The sequence below is a fragment of the Burkholderia sp. AU30280 genome (assembly GCF_020420125.1).
In the GTDB taxonomy this organism is placed as follows: domain Bacteria; phylum Pseudomonadota; class Gammaproteobacteria; order Burkholderiales; family Burkholderiaceae; genus Burkholderia.
In genome coordinates this window covers 567,702-592,353 of sequence record NZ_JAIZRY010000003.1, presented here as the reverse complement: position 1 = coordinate 592,353, position 24,652 = coordinate 567,702, and the positions used below count along the sequence as shown (strand labels likewise).

15 protein-coding genes are annotated in these 24,652 nt (G+C 65.7%); 7 read left to right on the top strand and 8 right to left on the bottom strand.

Going from position 1 to position 24,652, the window contains the following annotated elements; translation table 11 throughout:
* Positions 1-11: 11 nt before the first annotated feature.
* Positions 12-2,009 (top strand): acetyl/propionyl/methylcrotonyl-CoA carboxylase subunit alpha, encoded by a 1,998-nt coding sequence (locus LGN17_RS10075; RefSeq protein ID WP_226196376.1) that lies wholly within the window; start codon positions 12-14, stop codon positions 2,007-2,009.
* A gap of 503 nt (positions 2,010-2,512) precedes the next feature.
* Here the strand turns inward: LGN17_RS10075 and LGN17_RS10070 are convergent.
* On the bottom strand, positions 2,513-2,839 hold the full coding sequence (locus tag LGN17_RS10070; protein WP_226196374.1) for a hypothetical protein: 327 nt from the start codon (positions 2,837-2,839) through the stop codon (positions 2,513-2,515).
* 192 nt (positions 2,840-3,031) lie between these two features.
* Here LGN17_RS10070 and LGN17_RS10065 point away from each other — a divergent pair, with 192 nt between their 5' ends.
* The 6 genes from LGN17_RS10065 (at position 3,032) to LGN17_RS10040 (ending at position 9,070) form a co-directional block, all read left to right on the top strand.
* Positions 3,032-3,235 carry a hypothetical protein gene (locus LGN17_RS10065; RefSeq protein WP_226196371.1) on the top strand — a complete coding sequence of 68 codons (204 nt, stop codon included), beginning with the start codon at positions 3,032-3,034 and terminating at the stop codon, positions 3,233-3,235.
* Positions 3,236-3,277: 42 nt separating this feature from the next.
* Complete coding sequence (locus tag LGN17_RS10060; protein ID WP_226196369.1) at positions 3,278-5,392, top strand: phosphocholine-specific phospholipase C; 2,115 nt, start codon at positions 3,278-3,280, stop codon at positions 5,390-5,392.
* Positions 5,393-5,416: 24 nt separating this feature from the next.
* On the top strand, positions 5,417-5,614 hold the full coding sequence (locus tag LGN17_RS10055) for a hypothetical protein (RefSeq protein ID WP_226196356.1): 198 nt from the start codon (positions 5,417-5,419) through the stop codon (positions 5,612-5,614).
* 211 nt (positions 5,615-5,825) lie between these two features.
* Positions 5,826-6,968 carry a DUF2827 domain-containing protein gene (locus tag LGN17_RS10050; RefSeq protein WP_226196353.1) on the top strand — a complete coding sequence of 381 codons (1,143 nt, stop codon included), beginning with the start codon at positions 5,826-5,828 and terminating at the stop codon, positions 6,966-6,968.
* A gap of 788 nt (positions 6,969-7,756) precedes the next feature.
* Positions 7,757-8,560, top strand: coding sequence for an EAL domain-containing protein (locus tag LGN17_RS10045; RefSeq protein ID WP_226196352.1), 804 nt, complete (start codon positions 7,757-7,759; stop codon positions 8,558-8,560).
* A 93-nt stretch (positions 8,561-8,653) separates the two neighbouring features.
* On the top strand, positions 8,654-9,070 hold the full coding sequence (locus tag LGN17_RS10040) for a hypothetical protein (protein WP_226196350.1): 417 nt from the start codon (positions 8,654-8,656) through the stop codon (positions 9,068-9,070).
* A 98-nt stretch (positions 9,071-9,168) separates the two neighbouring features.
* On the opposite strand, the gene LGN17_RS10035 is transcribed toward LGN17_RS10040, so the two are convergent.
* From LGN17_RS10035 to LGN17_RS10005, 7 genes are all read right to left on the bottom strand, one after another.
* A complete protein-coding gene (locus LGN17_RS10035; protein WP_226196347.1) occupies positions 9,169-11,148 on the bottom strand; it encodes an FkbM family methyltransferase in 1,980 nt (659 codons plus the stop codon).
* A 26-nt stretch (positions 11,149-11,174) separates the two neighbouring features.
* Positions 11,175-12,311, bottom strand: a complete 1,137-nt coding sequence (locus tag LGN17_RS10030) for a DUF2827 family protein (RefSeq protein ID WP_226196345.1) — start codon at positions 12,309-12,311, stop codon at positions 11,175-11,177.
* Positions 12,312-12,339: 28 nt separating this feature from the next.
* On the bottom strand, positions 12,340-12,807 hold the full coding sequence (locus LGN17_RS10025) for a DUF4019 domain-containing protein (RefSeq protein ID WP_226196343.1): 468 nt from the start codon (positions 12,805-12,807) through the stop codon (positions 12,340-12,342).
* A gap of 25 nt (positions 12,808-12,832) precedes the next feature.
* Positions 12,833-13,987: a DUF2827 domain-containing protein gene (locus LGN17_RS10020; protein WP_226196339.1), complete on the bottom strand. Its 1,155-nt coding sequence runs from the start codon at positions 13,985-13,987 to the stop codon at positions 12,833-12,835.
* Between the two features lie 14 nt (positions 13,988-14,001).
* On the bottom strand, positions 14,002-15,147 hold the full coding sequence (locus LGN17_RS10015) for a DUF2827 domain-containing protein (RefSeq protein WP_226196338.1): 1,146 nt from the start codon (positions 15,145-15,147) through the stop codon (positions 14,002-14,004).
* 402 nt (positions 15,148-15,549) lie between these two features.
* Complete coding sequence (locus LGN17_RS10010; RefSeq protein WP_226196337.1) at positions 15,550-16,212, bottom strand: OmpA family protein; 663 nt, start codon at positions 16,210-16,212, stop codon at positions 15,550-15,552.
* Positions 16,213-16,336: 124 nt separating this feature from the next.
* A complete protein-coding gene (locus LGN17_RS10005) occupies positions 16,337-24,610 on the bottom strand; it encodes an ESPR-type extended signal peptide-containing protein (RefSeq protein ID WP_226196468.1) in 8,274 nt (2,757 codons plus the stop codon).
* Positions 24,611-24,652: the final 42 nt, after the last annotated feature.

The following is a 24,652-nucleotide window of genomic DNA, read 5'->3' as shown; positions in this document are numbered from 1 at the left end:
ACACCGAAGCCATGTTCGACAAGATTCTGATCGCCAACCGAGGCGAAATCGCGTGCCGCGTCGCCGCGACGTGCAAACGTCTCGGGATTGCGAGCGTCGCCGTCTATTCCGACGCGGACGCGAACGCGAAACACGTGGCCGCGTGCGACGAAGCCGTGCACATCGGCGGCTCGGCCGCGGCCGACAGCTACCTGCGCATCGAGCGCATCATCGAAGCGGCGCGCGCCACCGGCGCGCAGGCGATCCATCCCGGCTACGGCTTCCTGTCGGAGAACGAAGATTTCGCGCATGCGTGCGAAGCGGCCGGCATCGTCTTCATCGGGCCGCCGGTCGACGCGATCGCGGCGATGGGTTCGAAGGCCGCCGCGAAGGCGCTGATGCACGCGGCCGCCGTGCCGCTCGTGCCCGGCTATCACGGCGACGACCAAGACGCCGCCAACCTGCATCGCGAAGCCGACGCGATCGGCTACCCGGTGCTGCTGAAGGCCAGCGCGGGTGGCGGCGGCAAGGGCATGCGCGTGGTCGAGCGCTCCGACGATTTCCCGGCGGCGCTCGCGTCGTGCCAGCGCGAAGCCGCGAGCAGTTTCGGCAACGATCGCGTGCTGATCGAGAAATACCTGACACGTCCGCGCCACGTCGAGGTGCAGGTGTTCGGCGACACGCACGGCAATACGGTGTACCTGTTCGACCGCGACTGCTCGGTGCAGCGCCGTCACCAGAAGGTGCTCGAGGAAGCGCCGGCGCCGGGCCTGCACGACGACGTGCGCCGCGCGATGGGCGAAGCGGCCGTCGCGGCCGCGCGTGCGGTCGGCTATGTCGGCGCGGGCACCGTCGAATTCATCATGACGGGCGACGCGTTCTACTTCATGGAAATGAACACGCGGCTGCAGGTCGAGCATCCGGTCACCGAGATGGTCACGGGGCTCGATCTCGTCGAATGGCAACTGCGCGTCGCATCCGGCGAGCCGCTGCCGCTGAAGCAGGACGAACTACACGTGCAGGGCCACGCGCTCGAGGCGCGTCTCTATGCGGAGAACCCGGCGCGCGGCTTCCTGCCGTCGACGGGCACGCTGAAGCACCTGCGGTTGCCGGCAGGCGTCGAGTTCGCAATCGGTGCATCGGTGCGCGTCGACAGCGGCGTGCGCGAAGGCGATGCGATCACGCCGTTCTACGATCCGATGATCGCGAAGCTGATCGTCCATGGCGCGGACCGTGCGGAAGCGCTGAGCCTGATGCTGCGCGCGCTGCGCGCATGTGAAGTGGTCGGCCTGCACACGAACGCCGCGTTCCTGCAGCGGATCGTTGCGTGCGAACCGTTCGCGGCGGCCGATCTCGATACGGGCCTGATCGAGCGCAACCACGACGCGCTGTTCGCGCCGCAAGAGCCGCCGCGCGCGACGCTCGCGCTCGCCTGCGCGGCGCTGCTCGCACGCGAGCGCGGCGCGGCCGCGCAGGGTTCGTCGCCGTGGGACGCGCTGCCCAACTGGCGACTGAATGGCGGCTATCGCCGCACGCTCGAATGGCATGCGGCCGAGCGCGAAGCGGACGTGACGGTCACCTACGAGGACGACGGTGCGGTTGCGCGCCTCGCGACCGGCGGCGCAGCCGCGCAACCGTTCGCGTGGACGCGTGGCGTCACGCCGCTCGATTTCGACGTGACGCTCGGCGGCGTGCGCAGCAGCGGCCGCGTGTATGCGGACGGTGACACCTTCCACGTGTTCACGCAGGGCACGGCGGAGACGTTCGAATGGCGCAACCTGCTCGCGCACGCGGGCGACGCGGAGCAGGGCGGTGGCCGCCTCACCGCGCCGATGCCCGGCAAGGTGATCGCGGTGCTGGTCGAGCCCGGCCAGAAGGTCGAAGCCGGCACGCCGCTGATCGTGATGGAAGCAATGAAGATGGAGCACACGATCGGCGCGCCGGGCGCGGGCGTCGTCGCGGAAGTGCTGTACGGCGTCGGCGATCAGGTTACGGACGGTGCGCAGTTGCTGAGGATGGCTGAAGGCTGAAGGTCGCACCAGTTGCCTCCGATCTGTCGAACCGGCGGCGCCGGCGCGCGACGGTATGGTACTGCGCTGTTCGGCGTCGATATTTCATTCGGTGTGCGCAGTTTTTGGGCAAGGTGCGAAATTATCTAGCCCCTTGACTAACCAACATGACTGAATGAAAGCGGCGGCGGCTCACCGGCATTGTGCGGTGGTATTCCGGGAGTGCATGGGAAAACCGTTTCGGGGATTGAAAAGCAGGCGTTGATAATATTGCGTCGGAGCAGACGTTGATGGTGATGGGTGCCTGAAGTATGCTTTATTTTCCCGGAGGGGTATCGGGACACTTTTCTCTCGATTGACTCTTTAGAAAGGGATGATATGAAATTCCTCGCTTTTGCGCTTGCCGGATTTTCTTTGGTCGGTGCCAGTGTCAGTGTCAATGCCCAATCTACTGGGTCGACGATCGTGCTTCAGTGTACGTCTCCGTCAGGTGGAACGTGTACGGCTACCGGGAATGCAGTGCCTCAGAATAATTCGGTAAGAACGTATAACTTTATCTGGCGAGGCGAAAATATCACCATGACGCCAATCGATGCCAAAACCGTGAGCGTCCAGTGTCTGACGGGGCAGATCGGCAGATTGACGGCGATTAGCTCTTTGACTTCATCTATCGGTTCCATGCCGGCGGCTGAAGCGTCGGCAACGGTCACGATCGATTGCAGTGTACCTTCTTCGTCTGGTCCGTCGTGATGTTTGATTGAAAAGGCGCCGCTTGGCGCCTTTTGTTTTTTGTCGTTTCCGTCGTGCGGCGGTACCCACACAGATGGGGACGTTACCTTGTTGCCGCGCACGATAAAGCCATCCGCCCGGCGGAACGGTCCGGATGTTTCGACGTGACCCGGCTCTGGCCTCGCCGGCACCCTCTCTCTGCTCCGCCTACGCACGACACTGTCGTGTAACAAACCATAATTAGTATCCCGGCGTCGATATGACCGGCGCGGCTGCACGGCCGTGTCGCGTCCTCACATCCACGGAGAGACGTTATGCGAAACTCGGCCCTACGGCCCGTCGCGGTCGCTGGCCTGATCGCGCTGACAGCACTCCTCGGCGCCTGCAACGACGACCTGACCGCACCCGCCGCACCCGTCGCGCAGCAGAAGGCCGCATGCGGCGGCGGCCTGGTCGCCACCGCGCAGATGCACTGCCCGCCCGGTTTCACCGCACCTGCCTCCTCGCCCGCTTCCTGATTCCGGTCGTTCCCACCAGAAATCCAATCAAGAGCAACCAGCATGGCCACCCATTCGCGACGCGATTTTCTGAAGTTCTCGGCCGGCCTCGCCGGCGCGACCGCCGCCACCGCACTGCTTCCCGAATCGATCCGCAAGGCGCTGGCGATCGAGCCGAATACCGTGACGGGCACGATCCAGGATGTTCAGCACATCGTCGTGTTCATGCAGGAAAACCGCTCGTTCGACCACTACCTCGGTCACCTGAGCGGCGTGCGCGGCTATAACGACCGCTTCCCTGTCACGCTGCCGAACGGCAAGCCGGTGTGGTTCCAGCCGCGGCAGGAGGACAAGACGAGCGTGATCGCGCCGTTCCGCTACGACACGACCAACCCGGGCGTCAACGCGCAGTGCATCGGCGGCCTGCCGCATACGTGGGCGACGACGCACGGCGCGATCGACAACGGCCGCGCGGATCAATGGGCGGTGCAGAAGTCCAACATGACGATGGGCTATCACGTCCGCGACGACATCCCGTTCCATTACGCGCTCGCGGATGCGTTCACGGTGTGCGACAACTACTTCTGCTCGATTCCGGGCAACACGCATCCGAACCGCATGTACCTGATGACGGGCATGGTCGATCCGCTCGGCACGGGCGGCGGCCCGCTGCTCGACAACACCGACTACATTGACAACCAGTTCGACAAGATCCAGTTGCCGCCCTTCAGCTGGAAGACCTACCCGGAGCGGCTCGAACAGGCCGGCATCTCGTGGCAGATCTACCAGCAGGGTACCGGGTTCGACAACTTCACCGGCAACTACGGCACGAACATGCTGGCGTGCTTCGAGAACTTCGTGAATGCGCCGGCCGGTTCGTCGCTGCAGACACGCGGGATGAGCACGCGCTCGATCACGCAATTGAAAGCCGACGTGCAGGCGAACGCGCTGCCGCAGGTATCGTGGCTGCTGCCGCCCGCCGCGTATTCGGAACATCCGAAGTTCACGCCGCTGTACGGCGCTTATTACCTGTCGAACATCCTCGATGCACTGACGTCCAATCCGGACGTGTGGAGCAAGACCGTCCTGCTCGTCATGTACGACGAGAACGACGGCTTCTTCGACCATGTCGTGCCGCCGCAGGCGCCGACGCTGCCGGGCTCCGGCCTGAGCACCGTCGACGTGTCGCTCGAGCGGCACAACGTCGTGACCAAGACGCAGACCGGCACGTATACCGCCGACAACCTGCCGTACGGTCTCGGCCCGCGCGTGCCGATGTTCGTCGTCTCGCCGTGGTCGAAGGGTGGCTTCGTCTGCTCGCAGGTCTTCGATCACACGTCGGTGCTGCAATTCATCGAGAAGCGTTTCGGCGTGATGGAAACGAACATCTCGCCGTGGCGCCGCGCGATCTGCGGCGACCTGACGTCGGCGCTCGACTTCTCGAAATCGGATGCCACGGTGCCGACCTTGCCGAGCACGCAGGCGTATGTCGCGCAAGCGGACCTGCAATGCTCGCGGGCGTCGTCGCAGACCGCGCCGGCCAGCACCGCGCAGCAGGTCGTGACGGCGCAGGAACCCGGCACGCGGCCGGCTCGTGCACTGCCGTACGAATTGCACGTCACCGGCCAGCTCGGGGCGCAAGGCTACGCACTGACGTTCGCGAATACCGGCACGCAAGGCGCGCACTTCTGGGTTTATACGGGCGACGCCACCGCGATGCCGCGCCGCTACACGGTCGAAGCGGGCAAGCAACTGACCGATACGTGGACGCTCGACGCGAACGGCAACTACCTGGTGAGCGTCTGGGGCCCGAACGGCTATTTCCGGCGCTTCGCGGGGGCCGCCGCCGCGGATGCGGCTGCGAAGCCGGAAATCACGCCGTGCTATGACGTCGCCAACGGCGACATCTACGTGACGCTCGCCAATGCCGGCACCAGCGCGCTCACGGTCACGGCGATCGATGTCGCGTACGGCGGGGCCGCGCGCACGCTGACGATTCCGCCGGGGCAGCGTATCGAAGCGCACTGGGATTTGTCGTGCAGCAGCCACTGGTACGACCTGCAGTTCACGGTCGCGGGGAACGCGGGCTGGATGCGCCGCATCGCGGGGCATGTCGAAACCGGCAAGGCCAGCATCACCGATCCGGCCGCCGTGGCGCCGACGATGACGGCGATCTGACGGCAAGCGCGCCGCGCCGGCTGGTTGGATCCGGCCGCGGCGCGCCTGAACGACGCATGGCGGGCCAGCGTTGCCGCGCCCTTCAACGCGGCGACGAGCGGCCGCTATCCGTTCTTCGATACGCAGGCCGATGTGTCGTTCGCCGAGCTTGGCCGCTCTGTGCGCCCCGATACCGGATTGATTTCGCGTCTCGTCACCACGCAACCGGCCGGCGTGATGTAGCGGTATCTCTCGCGCGGTGGCGACTATGGGTGGCAGGTGATCTCTCACTTCGATGCAGCCGGTGCGGGCGAACAATCCATGACAGTGTCCGGGCCGGCGGTCCGCTAGAATGCCCGATTGCCGCCGACGTGCGCCGCCGCTTGACGCGGGCGGCGCTTCGCGCGCTACACTGCTTCATTCCACTTCCATCCAACCTCCCATCCCGCCGACGATGACGTCTCCTGTCCTGAACGGCCTGCGCATCGGTATCACGATCGGACTGCGTGCGCCCGACGAAAGCCTGTGGATCAACGGCATCAAGCAGAACGCGCTGTTTCTCGCGAAGCTGCTGATGGCGTCGCCGCACGGCTACCGCGTGACGCTGGTCAACACCACCGATGTGCCGCTCACCGATGCGTTGCCGTGGGATCGCAGCGTATTCGACACGCGCACGTTCGACGACATGAAGGATTCCCTCGACGTGCTGATCGAGCTCGGCGGCCAGGTCAACGCGGAGCAAACGGCCTACCTGAAGGCGCGCGGCGCGAAGCTCGTCAGCTACTGCTGCGGCGTCGAGTACATCAACGTGATGGAGTCGATGCTGTTCGGCCGCCGGCTATGGGATTCGCTGTTCATCAACCGCGGCTACGACGAGGTGTGGGCGATTCCGCAGATCGCGCCCTCGTCGCTGCCGTTCCTGCAGTCGCTGCGCCGCTGCCCGGGGCGCGTCGTGCCGTTCGTGTGGGATCCGATGTTCCTGAGTGCGCGCGCGCAGCCGCTGCCCGAGCGCGGCGAGTACCGGCCGCGCAGCGAGCCCGGCAAGCGTCTGACGGTGATGGAGCCGAACCACGACGTGGTGAAGTTCTGCGTGTATCCGATGCTGATCATCGACGAAGCGTATCGCCGCGATCCCGACGCGATCTGCTTCACGCACGTGACGAACGCCGACCGTCTCGCGCACGACAGCCCCGAGTTCGTGATGCTGATGAACTACCTCGACATTGTGCGCGCAGGCAAGGCGAGCTTCGTCGGACGCTTCGATACGCCGCTGTTCCTGGCCGACCTGACCGATATCGTCGTGTCGCACCAATGGTCGAACCCGCTCAACTATTTCTATTTCGACGTGTGCTGGCAGGGCTATCCGCTCGTGCACAACGCGAGCCTCGCGCCCGATCTCGGCTACTACTATCCGGACAACGACGTGCAGCAGGGCGCCGATGCGCTGCTGCGCGCGCTGCATACGCACGATGACGACTGGGAAGCGTACACGCGGCGCCAGCGCGAGATCCTCGGCCGCTATACGTCGGCGAATCCGGCGCTCGTTTCCGAATACGACGCACTGCTCGCGAATCTGATCGGCGCATCGGCCGCATAAGGCCCGATTTTTCGCGCGGCGCACACCGTCGCGCCGAATCCCGCTATCGGGATTGTCCCGCCCTAATGTCTGACGAAATAATGCCGTTAAAAAAGAAACCGCCGAACCCGATCGGTTCGACGGTTTTTGAAGGCACGAATCTGACGGCTCCGAGGGAAGTCCGTCAGAAATTATTTTATAGGTTAACAAGTCTTTAAGATTGTTAAACATGTTTCAATTGATAATCATCATATGAATTAACTTGATATTATTGATTCAAGGTGGCTTGATTCCCATTTGGAAATCCAGTAATTCGTTTGAAACGATAAAATTAAATGCTGTGGTGATCGAATGACGCGCGGCGGCCGTTTTCCGGTGAAAAGCAAACCGGGTGACAGGCCTCCGCGGTGGGCCTGGCAGTGGGCGCGGACAATGCTTATCGGGCCGGTATTTATCTGATCAATTGAGATTTTTCCGAATTCGAGGCCTGCAATTTTCGGAAGAATTGAGTTGAGTGCGGTTGTTTAGACGAAAAAGAATAAACGATATCTGAATCGGGGTTCCGAAATTTGCGTTAGTGTGGCCTGTCGCACAGTCGGTGTCGTGCATGCATGGTGTATTCCCAGTAACCGAATATCGTTGAAAAATATCGAATTTGACGGCGCGCCGAAGCGAAAAGTACGCTCCCGGAAAAGATCGACATAACAGGATGGGCCGGGTAGGCAGCGGAGTGCGTCATGGTCGGCTTGCTCCGCATGTTTCTTGAGGTCGAGCCGCGACACGCGGCTCGCCATTTGCCGGAGCGCCGGATGAATGCGGTCGAAGCTCGCCTGGAGGCGAATCGGGAAGCGAATCGTGACGAAATCGATCTCGTGTTCGGCGCCCCCGACGATCATCCCGACCTCGCGTCGGTACGCAGTTTCGTGGAAAGCCGGCTCGGGTTCGCGCAAGAGCCCGTGTGCCGGGCCGATCTGTCGGGCGGGGTGCTGTACCAGGAATGCCTGGCGCGATTGCGATGGGGTGAGCGCGATGCGCTGCCGCCGCTCGCGTTCCTGCCACGCCTCGAGGCGCTCGGGCTGATGCGGTGGTTCGACCGGCTCGTGGTCGGCCGGACGATCGACGCGCTGCGCGCGGATCCGGCTGCCGTCTACGGCTGCAATGTGGCGGCGGCGAGCGCGGTGGTCGACGACGCGTGGCTGGCCATCTTCAGGCGGCTCGAGCGCGAGCCGTCGGTCGCCGCGCGGCTGGTGATCGAGATCACGGAGACGGGGCCGCTGAATCCCGTCGCGGGGCGATCGTTCGTGAACCGCTTCCGGCAAGCCGGGTGCCGCATCGCGATCGACGATTTCGGTGTCGGCTTCAGCGCATTGAACAACCTGGTGGTCGGCAATCCCGACATCGTGAAGCTCGACCGGTCGATCCTGTCGATGATCAAGCGCAACGCGATCGGGCGCTACCAGTTCCGCCGGCTCATCGCGTTCGCGCATGAAGGCGCGCGACACGTCGTCGTCGAAGGCGTGGAGAGCGAGGTCGACCGGCAGATCATCGTGGATGCCGGCGTCGCCTGGGCGCAGGGCATTCGGTTTTCATGGCGGTCGCCGGCCGCCGCGTGACGGTGCGGGAACAGGCGAGGTGGCGTGCATGATGCACGCCGATGTCGGGCGAGACCGGCGCGTGGCCGGGACGAATCGCAAAGGGGCGCGAGCATGGCAGGGACGAAGGCCGGAGCCGGAACGGGCACGCAGGCGAACGGTGCGCGCGACCTCGTCGCGATCGGCGAGCTGGCCGACATGCTGTGGCAACTGGGCGCCGAATCGACCGATGTGCCGATCGACGTCGCGCCGTATCTCGACGGCCTCAAAGCCGTTGCGCGTCGCATTCAGCGAATGAGGCCGCTCGACGCCGGCGGCCGCGAACTGGCGGCGCGCCACTATTACGCGGGCGTCATCGCGGGCGCGTGCGGCGACGATTCGGCAATCGCGCGTGGCGTATCCGACAGCCTCGTCAAGCAATCCGGCGGCGCCAGCCGGCCGATGGCGCGTTGCTTCGCGGTGCTCGCGCGGATAGGGCGGCGGCATGGCCGTAGGTTCGCCGCGCAGAGCGGCGATCGGGTGCTGGTCTAGCGCCCGTTCGCGCCAGTCACGGGCCATGGTGCAGCGCGAGATGCGCGGCCCGCGCCGACATCATCCGCATGCAGCGGCCCCGATCCGCATCCCATCGATCAATCCTTGCCGAATCCGCCGAGCACGAACGCCATCGCGCGATCGACCGCGTCGTCCCATTGCCCGACGTGCGCGGCGCGCACGATCCGGATGCCCGGATAGAGCGCGGTGCGCGAGCCCGTTTCCCAGCGCGCATCGGCTTTCGGGCTGAGCAGCAGCACGGCCGGCACGCCGAGCGCGCCGGCGAGGTGGATGTGTGCGGTGCAGGTGGTCACCACGGCATCCAGCGTGAGCATCAGTGCCGCCAGGTCGCTGAAATCGCCGATCGCGTGATGTGGGAACGTCACCGGCAGCGCCGATTGCTCGGACTGCGCGGACAGGTCGCGATTGATGCAGTACGCGGCGTGGCCATGCATCCGCGTGAGCGGCGCGAGATCGAGCAGGCTGGCCGCGCGATGGAAGCGCGTGTCGCTTTCTTCGCGTCCGCGCCAGTTGAGCCCGATGCGGCGCGTGCCGGCGGCGTGGCCGTCGCGCTGCACGCGCTCGCGCCACGCGGCCGCGTGCTCGGGCGGGCAAGACAGGTACGCGGCCGCCGCGCCTGCGGGCGCCGGCGCGTAGCCGAACTGCGCGGCGAGCATCAGGAACGAACACCAGTAGTCGTGCGCGAGTTGCGACGTGTCGACCCAGGCGCCGTGTGCGCCGATGAATTCGATGTGCGGGAACGTGTGACGCAGCAGGCCCGTCAGCGCGTCAGGCACGACGACGGTCACGCTCGTGCAGCCGAGCGTGTCGAGCGCATGCAGGTAGCGCGCGTACTGGAGCTGGTCGCCGACGCCGCCGTAGCTGAGCACCAGCAGCCGCTTGCCCTGCAGCGGCTGGCCCTGGTAGAGCCGGTCCGTCGGCAGCCCGAACTGCGCGGCCGTCAGCACGTTTTCGCTGGCGATGGTGGCACGGGCGGCCTCGTCGCGCCGGCCGGCGCGCAGCAGCAGCGCCGCGCGCGCGAGTTCGATGCGCCCGCGCGTCGCGTCGGGCAGTGCGGCAGGATCGCCGAAGCGTTCGAGCGCCGCGAGCCCGGCTTCGGGTGCGCCGGCGAAGCCGTAGCACGACGCGAGTTGCAGCGCGATCGCATCGTCGTCGAGCCCGCGGCCGCGCGCACGCTGCCAGCGTTCGATTGCATGGCCCCATTCGCAGCGCGACTCGTGGTCGAGTGCGAGATTCCAGCTCGTTTCGGGCGCATCGGCATCGGCGGCTGCGGCTGCCGTGGCCGAGGGCGCCGTATCGTGTTCCGCCTGCGCCGCGACGGCGAGCGGTTCGCCCGAGATGATCAGCTTCTGCCGGTCCCAGCGCGGGTTCGGCACACACAGCATGTTCAGGCCGTCGATGCGGTAGAACGTGTAGTCGAGGCCGGCGAACGTGGCGATGATCGGCGCCTCGCCGACTTTCCAGTATTCGATCCAGCACCACGGCAAATGCGTCTCGATCAGCCGGCGCGCGCCGCGCAGCGCGTCGATCTCCATCCCTTCGATGTCGAGCTTCAGGAAATCCAGCCGAGGCAGGCCAAGCGAGTCGAGCCGCACGACGGGTGTCGGCGTGCCGCCCTCGGCCTGCCCGTCGACGAGCGAGACCGTGCCGAAGTCGGCGTCCTGTCCGTAGTCGACGTCGGGCACTTTCATCGTTCCGTTGGCGCTGGCGAGCCCCATGTTCAGCAGATGGAGGTTGTCGAGCTGGTTGAGCGCGACGGTGCCGCCGAGCGCATGGAACAGCGTGCGCTGCGGCTCGAACGCATACACGCGGCCGCCGCGCGCATGCAGTCGGTGCGCGATCGGCACGCACACGAGCCCCGCATTCGCACCGCCGTCCACCGCGATCGCATCGTCCGGCAACTGGTCGATCACGTGCAGGATCATGTCGAGCTCGCCCTGGATATGCGGCCGGCCGGTCTTGATCAGCGCTTCGGCCTGAAGCGCGCAGTGCCGGTTGATGACGAACGGGCCGTGGATCGAATCGATCACGACAAAATTGCGGACGGTCTGATTCATGGGCGGGGTGCGAGCGAAGGAGGGGATCAGCCGAGCGCGCGGCCGGCGAACAGCTGCCGGATCTGCGCGGAATACGCGTGGACGTTGTGCTCGGCGAGCGCGTCGACCTGGTGCAGGCAGCGGCGGGCCGCGGCCGCATAGTCGTCGAGCCGCCCGTCGTGCGTCTGCGCGGCGGTCGCGATCGCGCGCGCCGCATCGAAGATCTCGAAGTCCGGGTAGTAGTAGCCGACGTCGCGCAGGAACGGCGAGTTGTGCACGAGCGGGTAGTTGCCGTAAAGCGCGTCGTACAGCAGGTAGTTCAGGCCGTTTTCCCAGTGATGGGACACGACGATGTCGGTGTGATGCGCGGCCCATGCGACGAACGGCGCGCGCACGTCGGCGGTGGCCTTGCCGTCGCGCACCATCTCGAGCCCGAGCGCGATATGCTTGAAGGCGACGTTTTCCTTCTTGTCGAACGTGTTGGTCATGTACACGTGCTCGACGAGCTCCGGATGCTCGACGTAGCACGCATTCGCGGCGAGCATCGGCACGATCGAACTCTTCACGACATTCAGGTTCGGTTCGAAGAACGCGATGCGCTTCGCGGTGCCGTGGTTGCGATAGCCGAAGCGTGCCTTCAGGTCAGGATCGGCGTCGAGGCTGCGTTCGATGAAATACGGCGACCAGATGTGTGGCAGCTCGATCACCGGCGCGCGATAGACGGCCTGGAAATACGCCGCGCACGTATGCATGTGCTGCGGGTTGGTCCAGATCTCGTCGAACTGCACGCGGTTCGGGTTCGGCCGCCACGGGTTCTTCTCGAAGTTGATCGTCTCGACGGCGATCACGTAGTCGTTGCCGAAGCGGTACGACACGCACTTGCCGCCGCGCCGGCGCACGGCGTCCGTGTGGGTCGAATCGATGAACGCGTTCATCTCGATCAGCAGGTCGGTCTGGTGAACGACGGCCGACAGCGGCCGCAGCGCGTCGCCGAACGCGTCCATCATCAGCGCTTGCGGATAGTCGGTGATGCCGTCGTCGTGCGCGAGCCAGACCTCGCCGATCAGCGGCGACTGCTTCAGCAGCATGTACAGGTACACGCAATGCTGGTTCGCGCCGTTGTACCAGATCGACTGGGTCGCGTCGCGCTGTACGTTCATCGTTATCGCGACATTGAGTTTCATGGCGGCTCCGGGGTGCAGGGGGCGCGACTTACGGCGCGTAGTTCTGAGACTGGCGCGGCACGTAGCCGGTCAGGTGCCACTGGCCGTCGTCCTCGAGGCGAAAGCTCAGCTTCTCGAACACGGTCGCGCCGCTCGTCAGCGTGGTCGTATAGTCGACGTTCGCATACAGCCCGTCGGGCGTCGTGCCCGCGTTCGTGTAGCGGATGCGCGTGATCTGCGCCCAGCCGCGATGGCGCACCGTGCCGACCGACTGGCGGGCGCGCTGCATGTCGGCCGCGAACTGATCCTGCTTGATGCGCGACTTCACGAACGGGGCCGCGTCGGTCCAAACCGCGGCGTACTGGCCGGCGTCGAGCTGCTTGAACACCGCATCCGAGTCGCTGAGCAGCGCGTCGGCCGATTCGCCTGACGATTGCGCGTGCGCGCCGATCGCGATCGAAGCGACGGCGCAGCCGATCAGCCATTTTGCGCGGGTGAGGGTCGGGCGTGCGTTCATGTCGGAGTCCGGAATGGGCGGCGCGTCATGCGTCGCGATAGAGGGCCGCGATCGCGTCGGAGTACGCAGTGACGTTCTCGGGGTTGTAAATGCTGACGGAGCTGAGCACGTGCCTCGACTGCTCGCGGTACGCTTCCAGGTTTGCGTCGTGCTCGGCGAATGCCTTCAGCAGCGCGCGGCCGCCGGCCTGGCAGTCGAAGTCCGGATAGAAATACCCGGCCTTGCCGAGGAACGGCGAGTTGTGGATCAGCGGATAGTCGCCGTACAGCAGCTCGTAGTACAGGTAGTTCTGCGCGTTTTCCCACGTGTGCGACACCACCGCGTCGCCATACGCGGCCATGAACTCGTACACCGCATAGCGGCTTTCGAACGTCGTGATCCCGTGGTTCACGATGTCGAGGCTCTTCGCGAAATGGACGAACGTCGCATGTTCCTTCAGGTGCAGCGTGTTGCACACGCGCACGAACTCGAGGAAATCAGGCTTGGCCCGATACGCTTCCTCGGCCACCAGCATCGGGATGACGCTCGTCTTCACCATGCAGATGTTCGGCTCGAACATCGTCACGCGCCAGCGCGGCTTGCCGGGCTGATAGCCGTACGACAGCCCCGCGCCGAGCGTCGCGCGCGCCTTGTCGAACAGCATCGGGTGCCAGATGTGCGGGACGATCGTGACGGGCGCGCGCAGGCCCGTCTGGTAATAGTGCAGGCACGAGCGCTCGAATTCGGGAATCGTCCACACGGCGTCGTACGGCGCGCCCGAGAACAGGAAACCCGACGGCTTGTCGAACATCGCGCGTTCGATGTCGATCACGTAGTCGTTGCCGACCCGCATCGTGACGACCTTGCCGCCGCGCTCGCGGAACGCGCGCAGGTAGTCGGCGCCGAACTGCGCGCTCATTTCGATCAGCACGTCGCAGCGCTGCAGCGCTTCGTCCATCGACAGCAGCGGCACGTCCCATTCGCCGAGCATCATCTGCGGATCGGCGACCTGTTCGCCGCCGTTCACCATCACGGCTTCCGCGACGAGCGGCGACTGGCGCAGCAGCAGGATCAGCAGCAGGCAGTTCTGGAAGATGCCGTTTTCCCACAGCGACTGGCCGGCGCCGCGCACGAACAGCGACACGCCGACGACGAGACGCTTGCCCTCGCCGGGCGCTTGACGGGCATTGGAGTCCGACATGCGTATGCTCCGGTTCAGGCGACCAGACGCGAGACGAACGCGTCGAGGTTCGCGGGGTTGTCGATCGAGACCGACTGCAGCAGCCGGCCGGCTTTCGCGCGGTAGTCGTCGAGCCGTTCGTCGTGGTGCAGCCACGCATCGAGCAGCGCCCGGCCGCCCGCGGCGGAATCGAAGTCCGGGTAGTAGTAGCCGGCGTCGCCAATCAGCGTCGAGTTGTGGATCAGCGGGTAGCCACCGTACAGCACGTCGTAATACAGGTAGTTCTGCCCGTTTTCCCAGTGGTGCGACACGACTGCGTCCGCATGGCGCGCCATGAAGCCCGGCAGGTCGAGGCGCGGCTCGAAGGTCGCCTTGTGCTGGCGCACGAGATCGAGGCTGTTCGCGAAGTGCACGAAGGTCGGATGCTCCTTCATGTGCAGCGAGTTCACGACGAACATGTGCTGAACCGCGTCCGGGCGCGCACGGTAGAGCTCGTCGCACGCGAGCATCGGGTAATGGCACGACTTGGCGACCGAGATGTTCGGTTCGAGCGTCGCCAGGTGCCACGGGCGGCGGCCCGGCCGATAGCCGAACGTCGCGCCTTCCGCGGCGAGCGCGGCGATCCGGCGCTCGAGGAAGTAGGGCGACCAGATGTGCGGCATCAGGTGGACCGGCGCGCGCAGGATGGTCTGCAGCATCGGCGCCGCGGTCTTGTCGTATTGCGGCAGCAGCCACACTTCGTCGAACGGCGCGCCGTTGAAGATGTGCCCCGACGGTTTGCCGAAGATCGGGGTTTCGCACAGGCCGGCGTACACGTGCCCGCAGAAGAATGCGGCGATTTTCTTGCCGAGCGCCTTCATGTGCCGGAGCCATTCGACCGGCAGCTGTGCGCCCATTTCGATCACGACGTCGAGTTCGTGCGTGACGTCGGAGGGCTTCACGAGCGGGATGTCGAGGCCGTCGAGTTCGAGGCCGGCCGGCAGTGCGCTGGCGTCGCCGCCGTTCAGGAAGTAGACGGGGCCGACACGATCCGAGCGCTTGAGCATCATCGCGAGGAACGCGATGTTCTGGTGGATGCCGTTTTCCCAGATCGCCTGGCCGTCGCGCGCAAACAGCGAGATGCCGACCGCCGGCCGTTGCCTGCGGGTGCCGCCCGAGGCGGCTTCATTGATGTCCGTCACCGGTTGGTTTCCTCTGCGGCGTCGTGCGTCCGGGCATCGCGTCGAGCGTCTGGCCTGGCAGCGGCGCGCCGTGGATTGTCATGGTTGCATGTGCGCCGGTACGCCGCGGCGGGCGAATCGGGCGACCTGGTTCGCGAGGGCGGCAGCCGGTTTCCGGCGTGTCGTCGGGCACGCCTGGCACGGCGTGCGATTCGGGCAGGCTGCCCCGGCGACTGTCTGCGGCGATTGTGGCACGGAAACCACCGGTTTTGGCAGGACGTGACGAACTTTGACATAGCCGCCGGCCAACGGAAACGGGCGCCGGCGAAGCGGCGCCCGGTCGGTCCGGCGCAGGTCGGGTGCGAGCCCGGCGCGGCGCTGGCGGCCGGCCGGAGCGGGCCGCCGCGCGCGTCGGCGGCCCGCTCAGTGCTGCAGGCGGATTTCGACGCGGCGGTTGCTGGCGCGGCCTTCCGGCGTCGCGTTGGACGCGACCGGATCGGCCTTGCCGCGACCCGTGACCGTCAGCGAGTCGGTCTTCAGGCCGTGCGCCTTCAGGTACGCCGCGACGGCTTCGGCACGGCGCTTCGACAGCGCGAGGTTGTAGTCGTCGCTGCCCACCGAATCCGTAAAGCCGGTGACGCTCACCTGCGAGTACGTGCGGTCTGCACGCTCGCTCAGCAACCGGTCGAGCGATTCGCGCGCGGTCGGGGCGAGCGTCGCTTGGTCGGTCGCGAACAGCGCGTCGCCCGACAGGTTCACCTGTTCGACGACGGCAGCCGCCGGCGCGGCGGCCGACGCCGCTTCGGCCGGCGCGGCGCCGCACTGGAACACGAGCGTCGCGGGATCGGATTTGTCGCGCAGCGCACGGGCCGAGTCGACGGCGCGCACCGGCTCTTCGCCGCAAATCTTGCGGGCGGCCTTCATGCAGGTCTGCGGGCCCGACAGGAGGCCGTGGCAGTCCACCTGGAAGGTACGCACGCCGTCGCGCGGTTGCAGTTCGGAGGCGCTGAAGGTCGGGCCGGATGCGGTCGAGCACGCGGCGAGGGCCGTTGCGGAGAGTGCGAGCGCAAGAGCGAGTTTGTTCACGGTTACATCCTCAATGCTTGGGTTGACTGAAGCCCGCCACGGGTGGCGCGGCGGGCCCGTCCGGCCGTCGAGGCCGCCGCGGGCCGGCCGGCTGGCGAGCCGGGCGGCCTGGCGGCGCGACGCGTTACTTCCACTGGTACAGCATGCCGGCGCCGATCACCTTCTGACCGCCGCTGAAACCGCCGTTGATCGACGCCTTCAGGTTCTCCGTGATGCGAGCCTGCATGTTGACCGCCATCGCCTTCTGGCCGAGGAAGGTCGACGTGCCCACGCCCATCCCGAAGTTGGCGTCGCGATCGATCTGCGGGATCGACGCCATCGCGCCGACGGCCGCGATACCCTGCTTCGCCATCTGGTCGGTCTGCTGCAGTTGCGAACCCAGCGAGTTGATCTGCGCCTGCTGGCCCGACAGTGCCGTGGACAGCGTCGTCTGCACCTGCGTCAGCTGGTTCACGTTCACCGCGTCGGTGCCTTGCGTACCCGGCGCGACGTTCGTGATCTGGCGCTGCTGCGTGTCGCTGCCGACCGACACCACGTTCGAGCGGCCGCCGTCCGTCGAATTCGCGCCGATCGCCACCGAGTTCGAACCCGCGGTGACGGTCGGGTGATCGCTGCCCGTGCCGTTCATGTCGGCCGCGATGCCGTTGTTGTTGGCGGTGCGCGTCGTGTTGTTGTTGATCGTCGTCGACAACTGGTTCAACTGGTTGTTGATGTTGGTTACGCCGGTCGACAGCGACGCCACGTTGCTGTTCGTCGTGCTCAGGCCGGTGGACAGCGAGCCGATGCCGGTCGAGGTCGACGTCGACAGCGAATTGACGTTGCTGTTCGTCGTGCTCAGGCCGGTCGACAGCGAGTTGATCGCGGTCGAGGTCGACGTGGACAGCGACGTGAGGTTGCTGTTCGTTGAGCTGAGACCCGTGGACAGCGAGTTGATGCCCGTCGACAGCGACGCGACGTTCGACGCGGTCGACGTCGACAGCGCATTCACCGCGTTGTTCGTCGCGTTGAGCTGGCTGCCGTTGATCGCGTCCGTGCTCGTGGCCGAGATCTGGCCGGCAGCGACGTTCGTGATCTGGCGTTCCTGGCCCGGTGCGCCGACGCTCACCACACCGACCGGCGAGCTGCCCGCGAAGAAGTACGTGACACCGCCGATCGTGGCGCTCGACGTCGGGTTCGCGTTGCTCGTGACCGAGTTCGCGCCCAGGGCGATCGAGTTGGCGACGTTGGCCAGCGCGTTCGTACCGAACGCGAGCGAGTTGGCGGCGCTTGCCGTTGCACTCGAGCCGTAGGCCTGTGCGCCGACTGCGCTGGCCGTGGACTGGTTGCCCAGCGCGATCGTGTTGTCCGCGGTGGCCTGGTTCGAACTGCCGAGGGCGAGTGCGCTGGCGCCGTTTGCCGTGTTCGCGTTGCCGAGCGCCACTGCGCCGTTGCCGGTCGCCGTGTCGTTCGCACCCATCGCCACCGCGCCGGTACCCGTTGCGATGCTCGGGTCGCCGATCGCGACCGCGCCGTCGCCGCTTGCCGTGTTGCCGGAGCCGATCGACACGGCCTTGCCGCCCGTTGCCGATGCGTTCTGGCCGATGGCGACCGCGCCTGCCGACTGCGCGTTCGAGCCGTCGCCGACCGCGACGCTGCTGGCGCCTGCCGCGCTGGCGTTCACGCCGGCCGCGAGGGCATTGGTGCCCGTTGCGCCGTCGTTGGCGTAGTTGCCTTGCTGCACGCCGTTGTCGTTGACGCTGTAGTAGTGCGTCTTCGCGGCGTTGATTGCGGTCGAGGTCGAGGTCGACAGCGACGTCACCGAGCTGTTCGTGCTGCTCAGGCCGGTGGACAGCGAGCCGATGCCGGTCGAGGTCGACGTGGACAGCGACAGGATCGTGCTGTTCGTGCTGCTCAGGCCGGTGGACAGCGAGTTGATGCCGGTCGAGGTCGAGGTCGACAGCGAGGTGATCGAGCTGTTCGCCGACGAGAGGCCGGTCGAGGTCGAGGTCGACAACGAGCTGATCGAGCTGTTCGCCGAAGAGAGGCCGGTCGAGGTCGAAGTCGACAGCGACGTGATCGAGCTGGTGGCCGAGGACAGGCCGGTCGAGGTCGAAGTCGACAGCGAGGTGATCGAGCTGTTAGCCGAGGACAGGCCGGTCGAGGTCGACGTGGACAGCGACGTGATCGAGCTGTTGGCCGACGACAGGCCCGTCGAGGTCGAGGTCGACAGCGAGGTGATCGAGCTATTCGCCGACGAGAGGCCCGTCGATGTGGAAGTCGACAACGACGTCACCGTGCTATCGGTCGAGCTCAGGCCCGTGGACAGCGAGTTGATCCCCGTCGAAGTCGAGGTCGACAGCGAGGTGATCGAGCTGGTGGCCGACGAGAGGCCCGTCGACGTGGAGGTCGACAGCGAGGTCACTGAGCTGTCGGTCGAGCTGAGGCCCGTGGACAGCGAATTGATCCCCGTCGAGGTCGAGGTCGACAGCGACGTGATCGAGCTGGTCGCCGACGAGAGACCGGTCGACGTGGAGGTCGACAGCGAGGTCACCGAGCTGTCGGTCGAGCTCAGGCCCGTGGACAGCGAACTGATGCCGGTCGAGGTCGAGGTCGACAGCGACGTGATCGAGCTGTTGGCCGACGACAGGCCGGTCGACGTGGAAGTCGACAGCGAGGTCACCGAGCTATCGGTCGAGCTCAGGCCCGTGGACAGTGAATTGATTCCGGTCGAGGTCGACGTCGACAGCGAGGTGATCGAGCTATTCGCCGACGAGAGGCCCGTCGATGTGGAAGTCGACAGCGAGGTCACCGAGCTATCGGTCGAGCTCAGGCCGGTGGACAGCGAATTGATCCCCGTCGAAGTCGACGTCGACAGTGACGTGATCGAACTGGTGGCCGACGACAGGCCGGTCGACGTGGAGGTCGACAGCGAGGTCACCGAGCTATCGGTCGAGCTGAGACCCGTGGACAGCGAACTGATGCCGGTCGAGGTCGAGGTCGACAGTGACGTGATCGAGCTGTTAGCCGACGACAGGCCGGTCGACGTGGAGGTCGACAGCGAGGTCACCGAGCTGTCGGTCGAGCTCAGGCCGGTGGACAACGAATTGATCCCCGTCGAGGTCGAGGTTGACAGTGACGTGATCGAGCTGTTGGCCGACGACAGACCCGTCGACGTGGAGGTCGACAGCGAGGTCACCGAGCTGTCGGTCGAGCTCAGGCCGGTCGACAGCGAGTTGATGCCCGTCGAAGTCGACGTGGACAGCGAAGTGATCGAGCTGTTGGCCGACGAGAGGCCGGTCGACGTGGAGGTCGACAGCGAGGTGACCGAGCTATCGGTCGAACTCAGGCCGGTCGACAGCGAGTTGATGCCCGTCGAGGTCGACGTGGACAACGAGGTGATCGAGCTGTTGGCCGACGACAGACCGGTCGACGTGGAGGTCGACAACGAGGTGACCGAGCTATCGGTCGAGCTCAGGCCGGTCGACAGCGAATTGATCCCCGTCGAGGTCGACGTCGACAGTGACGTGATTGAGCTGTTAGCCGACGAGAGGCCCGTCGACGTGGAGGTCGACAGCGAGGTCACCGAACTGTCGGTCGAGCTCAGGCCCGTGGACAGCGAGTTGATCCCTGTCGAGGTCGAGGTCGACAGCGACGTGATCGAGCTGTTAGCCGACGACAGACCGGTCGACGTGGAGGTCGACAACGAGGTCACCGAGCTGTCGGTCGAGCTCAGGCCGGTGGACAGCGAATTGATCCCCGTCGAGGTCGACGTCGACAACGAGGTGATCGAACTGTTAGCCGACGACAGACCCGTCGACGTGGAAGTCGAGAGCGACGTGACCGAGCTATCGGTCGAGCTCAGGCCGGTGGACAGCGAGTTGATGCCGGTCGAGGTCGACGTGGACAACGACGTGATCGAGCTGTTGGCCGACGACAGACCCGTCGACGTGGAAGTCGAGAGCGACGTGACCGAGCTATCGGTCGAGCTCAGGCCGGTGGACAGCGAGTTGATGCCGGTCGAAGTCGACGTGGACAGCGAGGTGATCGAGCTGTTGGCCGACGACAGACCCGTCGACGTGGAAGTCGAGAGCGACGTGACCGAGCTATCGGTCGAGCTCAGGCCCGTGGACAGCGAGTTGATGCCGGTCGAGGTCGACGTGGACAGCGAGGTGATCGAGCTGTTGGCCGACGACAGACCCGTCGACGTGGAAGTCGAGAGCGAGGTGACCGAGCTATCGGTCGAGCTCAGGCCGGTCGACAGCGAGTTGATGCCCGTCGAAGTCGACGTGGACAGCGAGGTGATCGAGCTGTTGGCCGACGACAGACCCGTCGACGTGGAAGTCGAGAGCGAGGTGACCGAGCTATCGGTCGAACTCAGGCCGGTCGACAGCGAGTTGATGCCCGTCGAAGTCGACGTGGACAGCGACGTGATCGAGCTGTTAGCCGACGAGAGGCCGGTCGACGTGGAAGTCGAAAGCGAGGTCACCGAGCTATCGGTCGAGCTCAGGCCGGTCGACAGCGAGTTGATGCCGGTCGAGGTCGAGGTGGACAGCGAGGTGATCGAGCTGTTGGCCGACGAGAGGCCGGTCGACGTGGAGGTCGACAGCGAGGTGACCGAGCTGTTGGTTGAGCTCAGGCCGGTGGACAGCGAGTTGATGCCGGTCGACGTTGAAGTCGACAGCGAGGTGACCGAGCTGTTGGTTGAACTCAGGCCGGTCGACAACGAGCTAATACCGGTCGACAGCGACGAGATTGCGCTGCTGGACGACGATACCGTCGTCGACAGCGAATTCACGACCGAATTGGTTGCAAAGAGCTGCGAGCCGTTGATGGCGTCGGTACTGGTTGCGGAGATCTCGCCGGCCGCAACGTTCGTGATTTGACGCTCGGCACCGGCGCTACCGACGCTGACCACGCTCGTCGGATTCCCGCCCGCGAACGTGGCGGTTACGCCGCCGATGGTACCGGTGGGCGTCGGGTTGGCCGCTGCCGTGACGGAGCCGCTGCCCAGGGCGACGCTGCCGACGTTGTTCGCGACGGCGTTCGAGCCGATCGCGACCGCGCTGCTTGCGCCCGCGCTTGCGCTGCTGCCGACGGCGACGCCGCTTGCGCCTGCCGCGTTCGCGCCGTTGCCGACGGCGACGCTGCTTGCGCCCGCGGCAGTTGCGGCTACGCCGGCGGCGAGCGAGTTGACGCCCGTTGCGCCGTCGTCGTTGTAGTTGGCTTGCTGCGTGCCGCCGTCGTTGACGCTGTAGTAGTGCGTCTTCGCGGCGTTGATCGCGGTCGAGGTTGACGTGGACAGCGAGGTTACCGAGCTGTTCGTGCTACTCAGTCCGGTGGACAGCGAGCCGATGCCGGTCGAAGTCGACGTGGACAGCGACAGGATCGAGCTGTTGGCCGAGCTGATGCCGGTGGACAGCGAGTTGATGCCCGTCGAAGTCGACGTGGACAGCGACGTGACTGAGCTGTTGGTCGAGCTGATGCCGGTGGACAGCGAATTGATGCCCGTCGAAGTCGACGTGGACAGCGACGTGATCGAGCTATTGGCGGACGACAGGCCGGTCGACGTGGAGGTCGACAGCGAGGTGACCGAGCTGTTGGTCGAGCTGATGCCGGTGGACAGCGAGTTGATACCGGTCGAGGTCGACGTGGACAGCGACGTGATCGAACTGTTAGCCGACGACAGGCCGGTCGACGTGGAGGTCGACAGCGAGGTGACCGAGCTGTTGGTCGAGCTGATGCCGGTGGACAGCGAGTTGATACCGGTCGAAGTCGACGTGGACAGCGACGTGATCGAACTGTTAGCCGACGACAGGCCGGTCGACGTGGAGGTTGACAGCGAGGTGACCGAGCTGTTGGTCGACGAAAGGCCGGTCGAGAGCGAGCCGATCGAGCTGGTGGCTGACGACAAACCCGTCGACGTGGAAGTCGACAGCGAAGTGACCGAGCTGTTGGTCGAGGAGAGGCCGGTCGAGAGCGAGCCGATCGAGCTGGTGGCCGACGACAGGCCCGTCGACGTGGACGTCGACAGCGAAGTGACCGAGCTGTTGGTCGACGAAAGGCCGGTCGAGAGCGAGCCGATCGAGCTGGTGGCCGACGACAAACCGGTCGACGTGGAGGTCGACAGCGACGTCACCGAGCTGTTGGTCGACGAAAGGCCGGTCGAGAGCGAGCCGATCGAGCTGGTGGCCGACGACAAACCGGTCGACGTGGACGTCGACAGCGAAGTGACCGAGCTGTTGGTCGACGAAAGGCCGGTCGAGAGCGAGCCGATCGAGCTGGTGGCCGACGACAGACCGGTCGACGTCGAAGTCGACAGCGAAGTGACCGAGCTGTTGGTCGACGAAAGACCCGTCGACAGCGACGTAACCGAGCTGTTCGTCGACGAGAGACCCGTCGACAGCGACGTAACCGAGCTATTGGTCGACGAGAGACCGGTCGAAAGCGAAGTAACCGAGCTATTGGTCGACGAGAGACCCGTCGAGAGCGACGTAACCGAGCTGTTCGTCGACGAAAGCCCCGTCGACAGCGAAGTAACCGAGCTATTGGTCGACGAGAGACCCGTCGACAACGACTTGACCGAACTGTTCGTCGACGAGAGGCCGGTCGACAGCGAAGTGACCGAGCTATTGGTCGACGAGAGTCCGGTCGACAGCGAGCCGATCGAGCTGGTGGCCGACGACAGACCCGTCGACGTCGAAGTCGACAGCGACGAGATCGAGCTGTTCGCCGACGACAAACCGGTCGAAGCCGACGTCGACAGGCTCGTGATGCTCGACGTCGTCGTGCTTGCGACCGAGTAGAGCTGGCTGCCGTTGATCGCATCGGTGCTGGTCGCCGTGACGAGACCCGCGGCAACGTTCTGGATGCGACGCTCGTTGCCAGCCGTACCGACGCTGACGACGCCGTTGGCCGCGCTCGCGCCGGCAAAGTTGCCGAACGTCTGGCCACCGATCGTGGCGGAGCTGACCGAACCGGTGCCGCCGGTCGCCGTGTTCGCCGTACCGGTTGTCGCCGAGTTGTTGCCAAGGGCGACGGAATTTGCCACGTTGGCCGTCGACAGATAGCCGAGCGCCATCGCGTTGCCGGCCGAAGCGGTCGATTGATAGCCCATCGCGACCGCATTGCCGTTGCCGCTGGCCGTCGCGAACGAACCGATCGAAATGTTTCCTGCCTGGGAAGCCGTGGATTGCTGGCCGATCGCCACGCTCTGGAGCGCACTTGCCGTGGCCACGCCGAGCGCCACGCTGCCCCCGCCAGCAGCGCTGGCATTGACGCCGATCGCGGTCGCATAGTTCGCCGTCGCGGAACTGCCGTTGCCGTAAGCGGAAGCAGGCGCCGACGCGCCGCCCGCATACGACGAAGCGCCGATCGCGGTCGAACCTGCGTAAGCCGCCGTGGCGCTGCTGCCGATACCGACCGAACCCGCACCCGTCACGCTGTTGGCGCTGCCCAGCGCAACCGCGCCCGTACCGTTCGCCGAGTTGCCGTTGCCGAGCGTGACAGCGCCGGTGCCGCTTGCCGAGTTGCTGGTGCCGAGCGCGACCGCGCCGTCGCCGCTGGCGGTCTGCGAGCGACCGATCGCCACGGCGCCGCCATTCGCGGAACCGCTGTTGGCGGTCGTGCCCGACGAGCCGATTGCGACGTTGTAGCCGGTTGCGCCGGTCGTCACGCCATCGCCCTGTGCGATGCCGTATGCGCCGTTCACCGTGGCACCGCGGCCGATCGCGATGCCGGACGTTGCGGAGGAGGTGACCGACGACTGGCCGCCGAGCGCGATGCTGTCGGAGGCGGCGGCTTGTGCGCCTTTCGTTGCATTGCTACCGATCGCAATCGCGCCGGCGCCCGATGCGATGGTCGAGTTTGCGTACGAAAGCGGCGTCGTGCCGTTGCCGCCCGCCCCGCCGATCGCAACCGAATTCAACGCGTTGGCGGTTGCACCGAAGCCGAGCGCGGTCGCCGCCGTGCCGCTGGCAGTCGATTCGAGGCCGGCGGAAGTGCCCCAAAGCGCAGCGGACGACAGGAAACCCATGGCCGTGCCGCCGTTACCGGTCACCTGGGCGAACGCGCCATACACCGTGGCTGCGAGAACGTTGTTGCCGGAGGCGTTACAGCCTGCGACGGTGGAGTAGGTGCCGGATCCGTCGACAGGATAGGCATTGGTATTGGGCATCGTCGTCCGCCCGGGAGTACCGCTGCCGCCAACCGACGTACACGACGACACGGTGAATTGTGTGCCGTTCGTTGTACCTGGAATCAGCGTAGAGGCGCTCGCGAGCGAAGGCAGCGCTGCCAGAACGGCCAGAACGGCGATGGCGACGGCCGACTTGTTCGGCTTGCCCCGTGCCGAGTCGTGTTCCGATGCGGCGACCCACGCGCCGAGGGATTCGTTCCAGATAGAGCGGTATGTGCGGTTCATGTCCAGCTACCTCCAAATATGCACGCCACACACCGGTCTCTT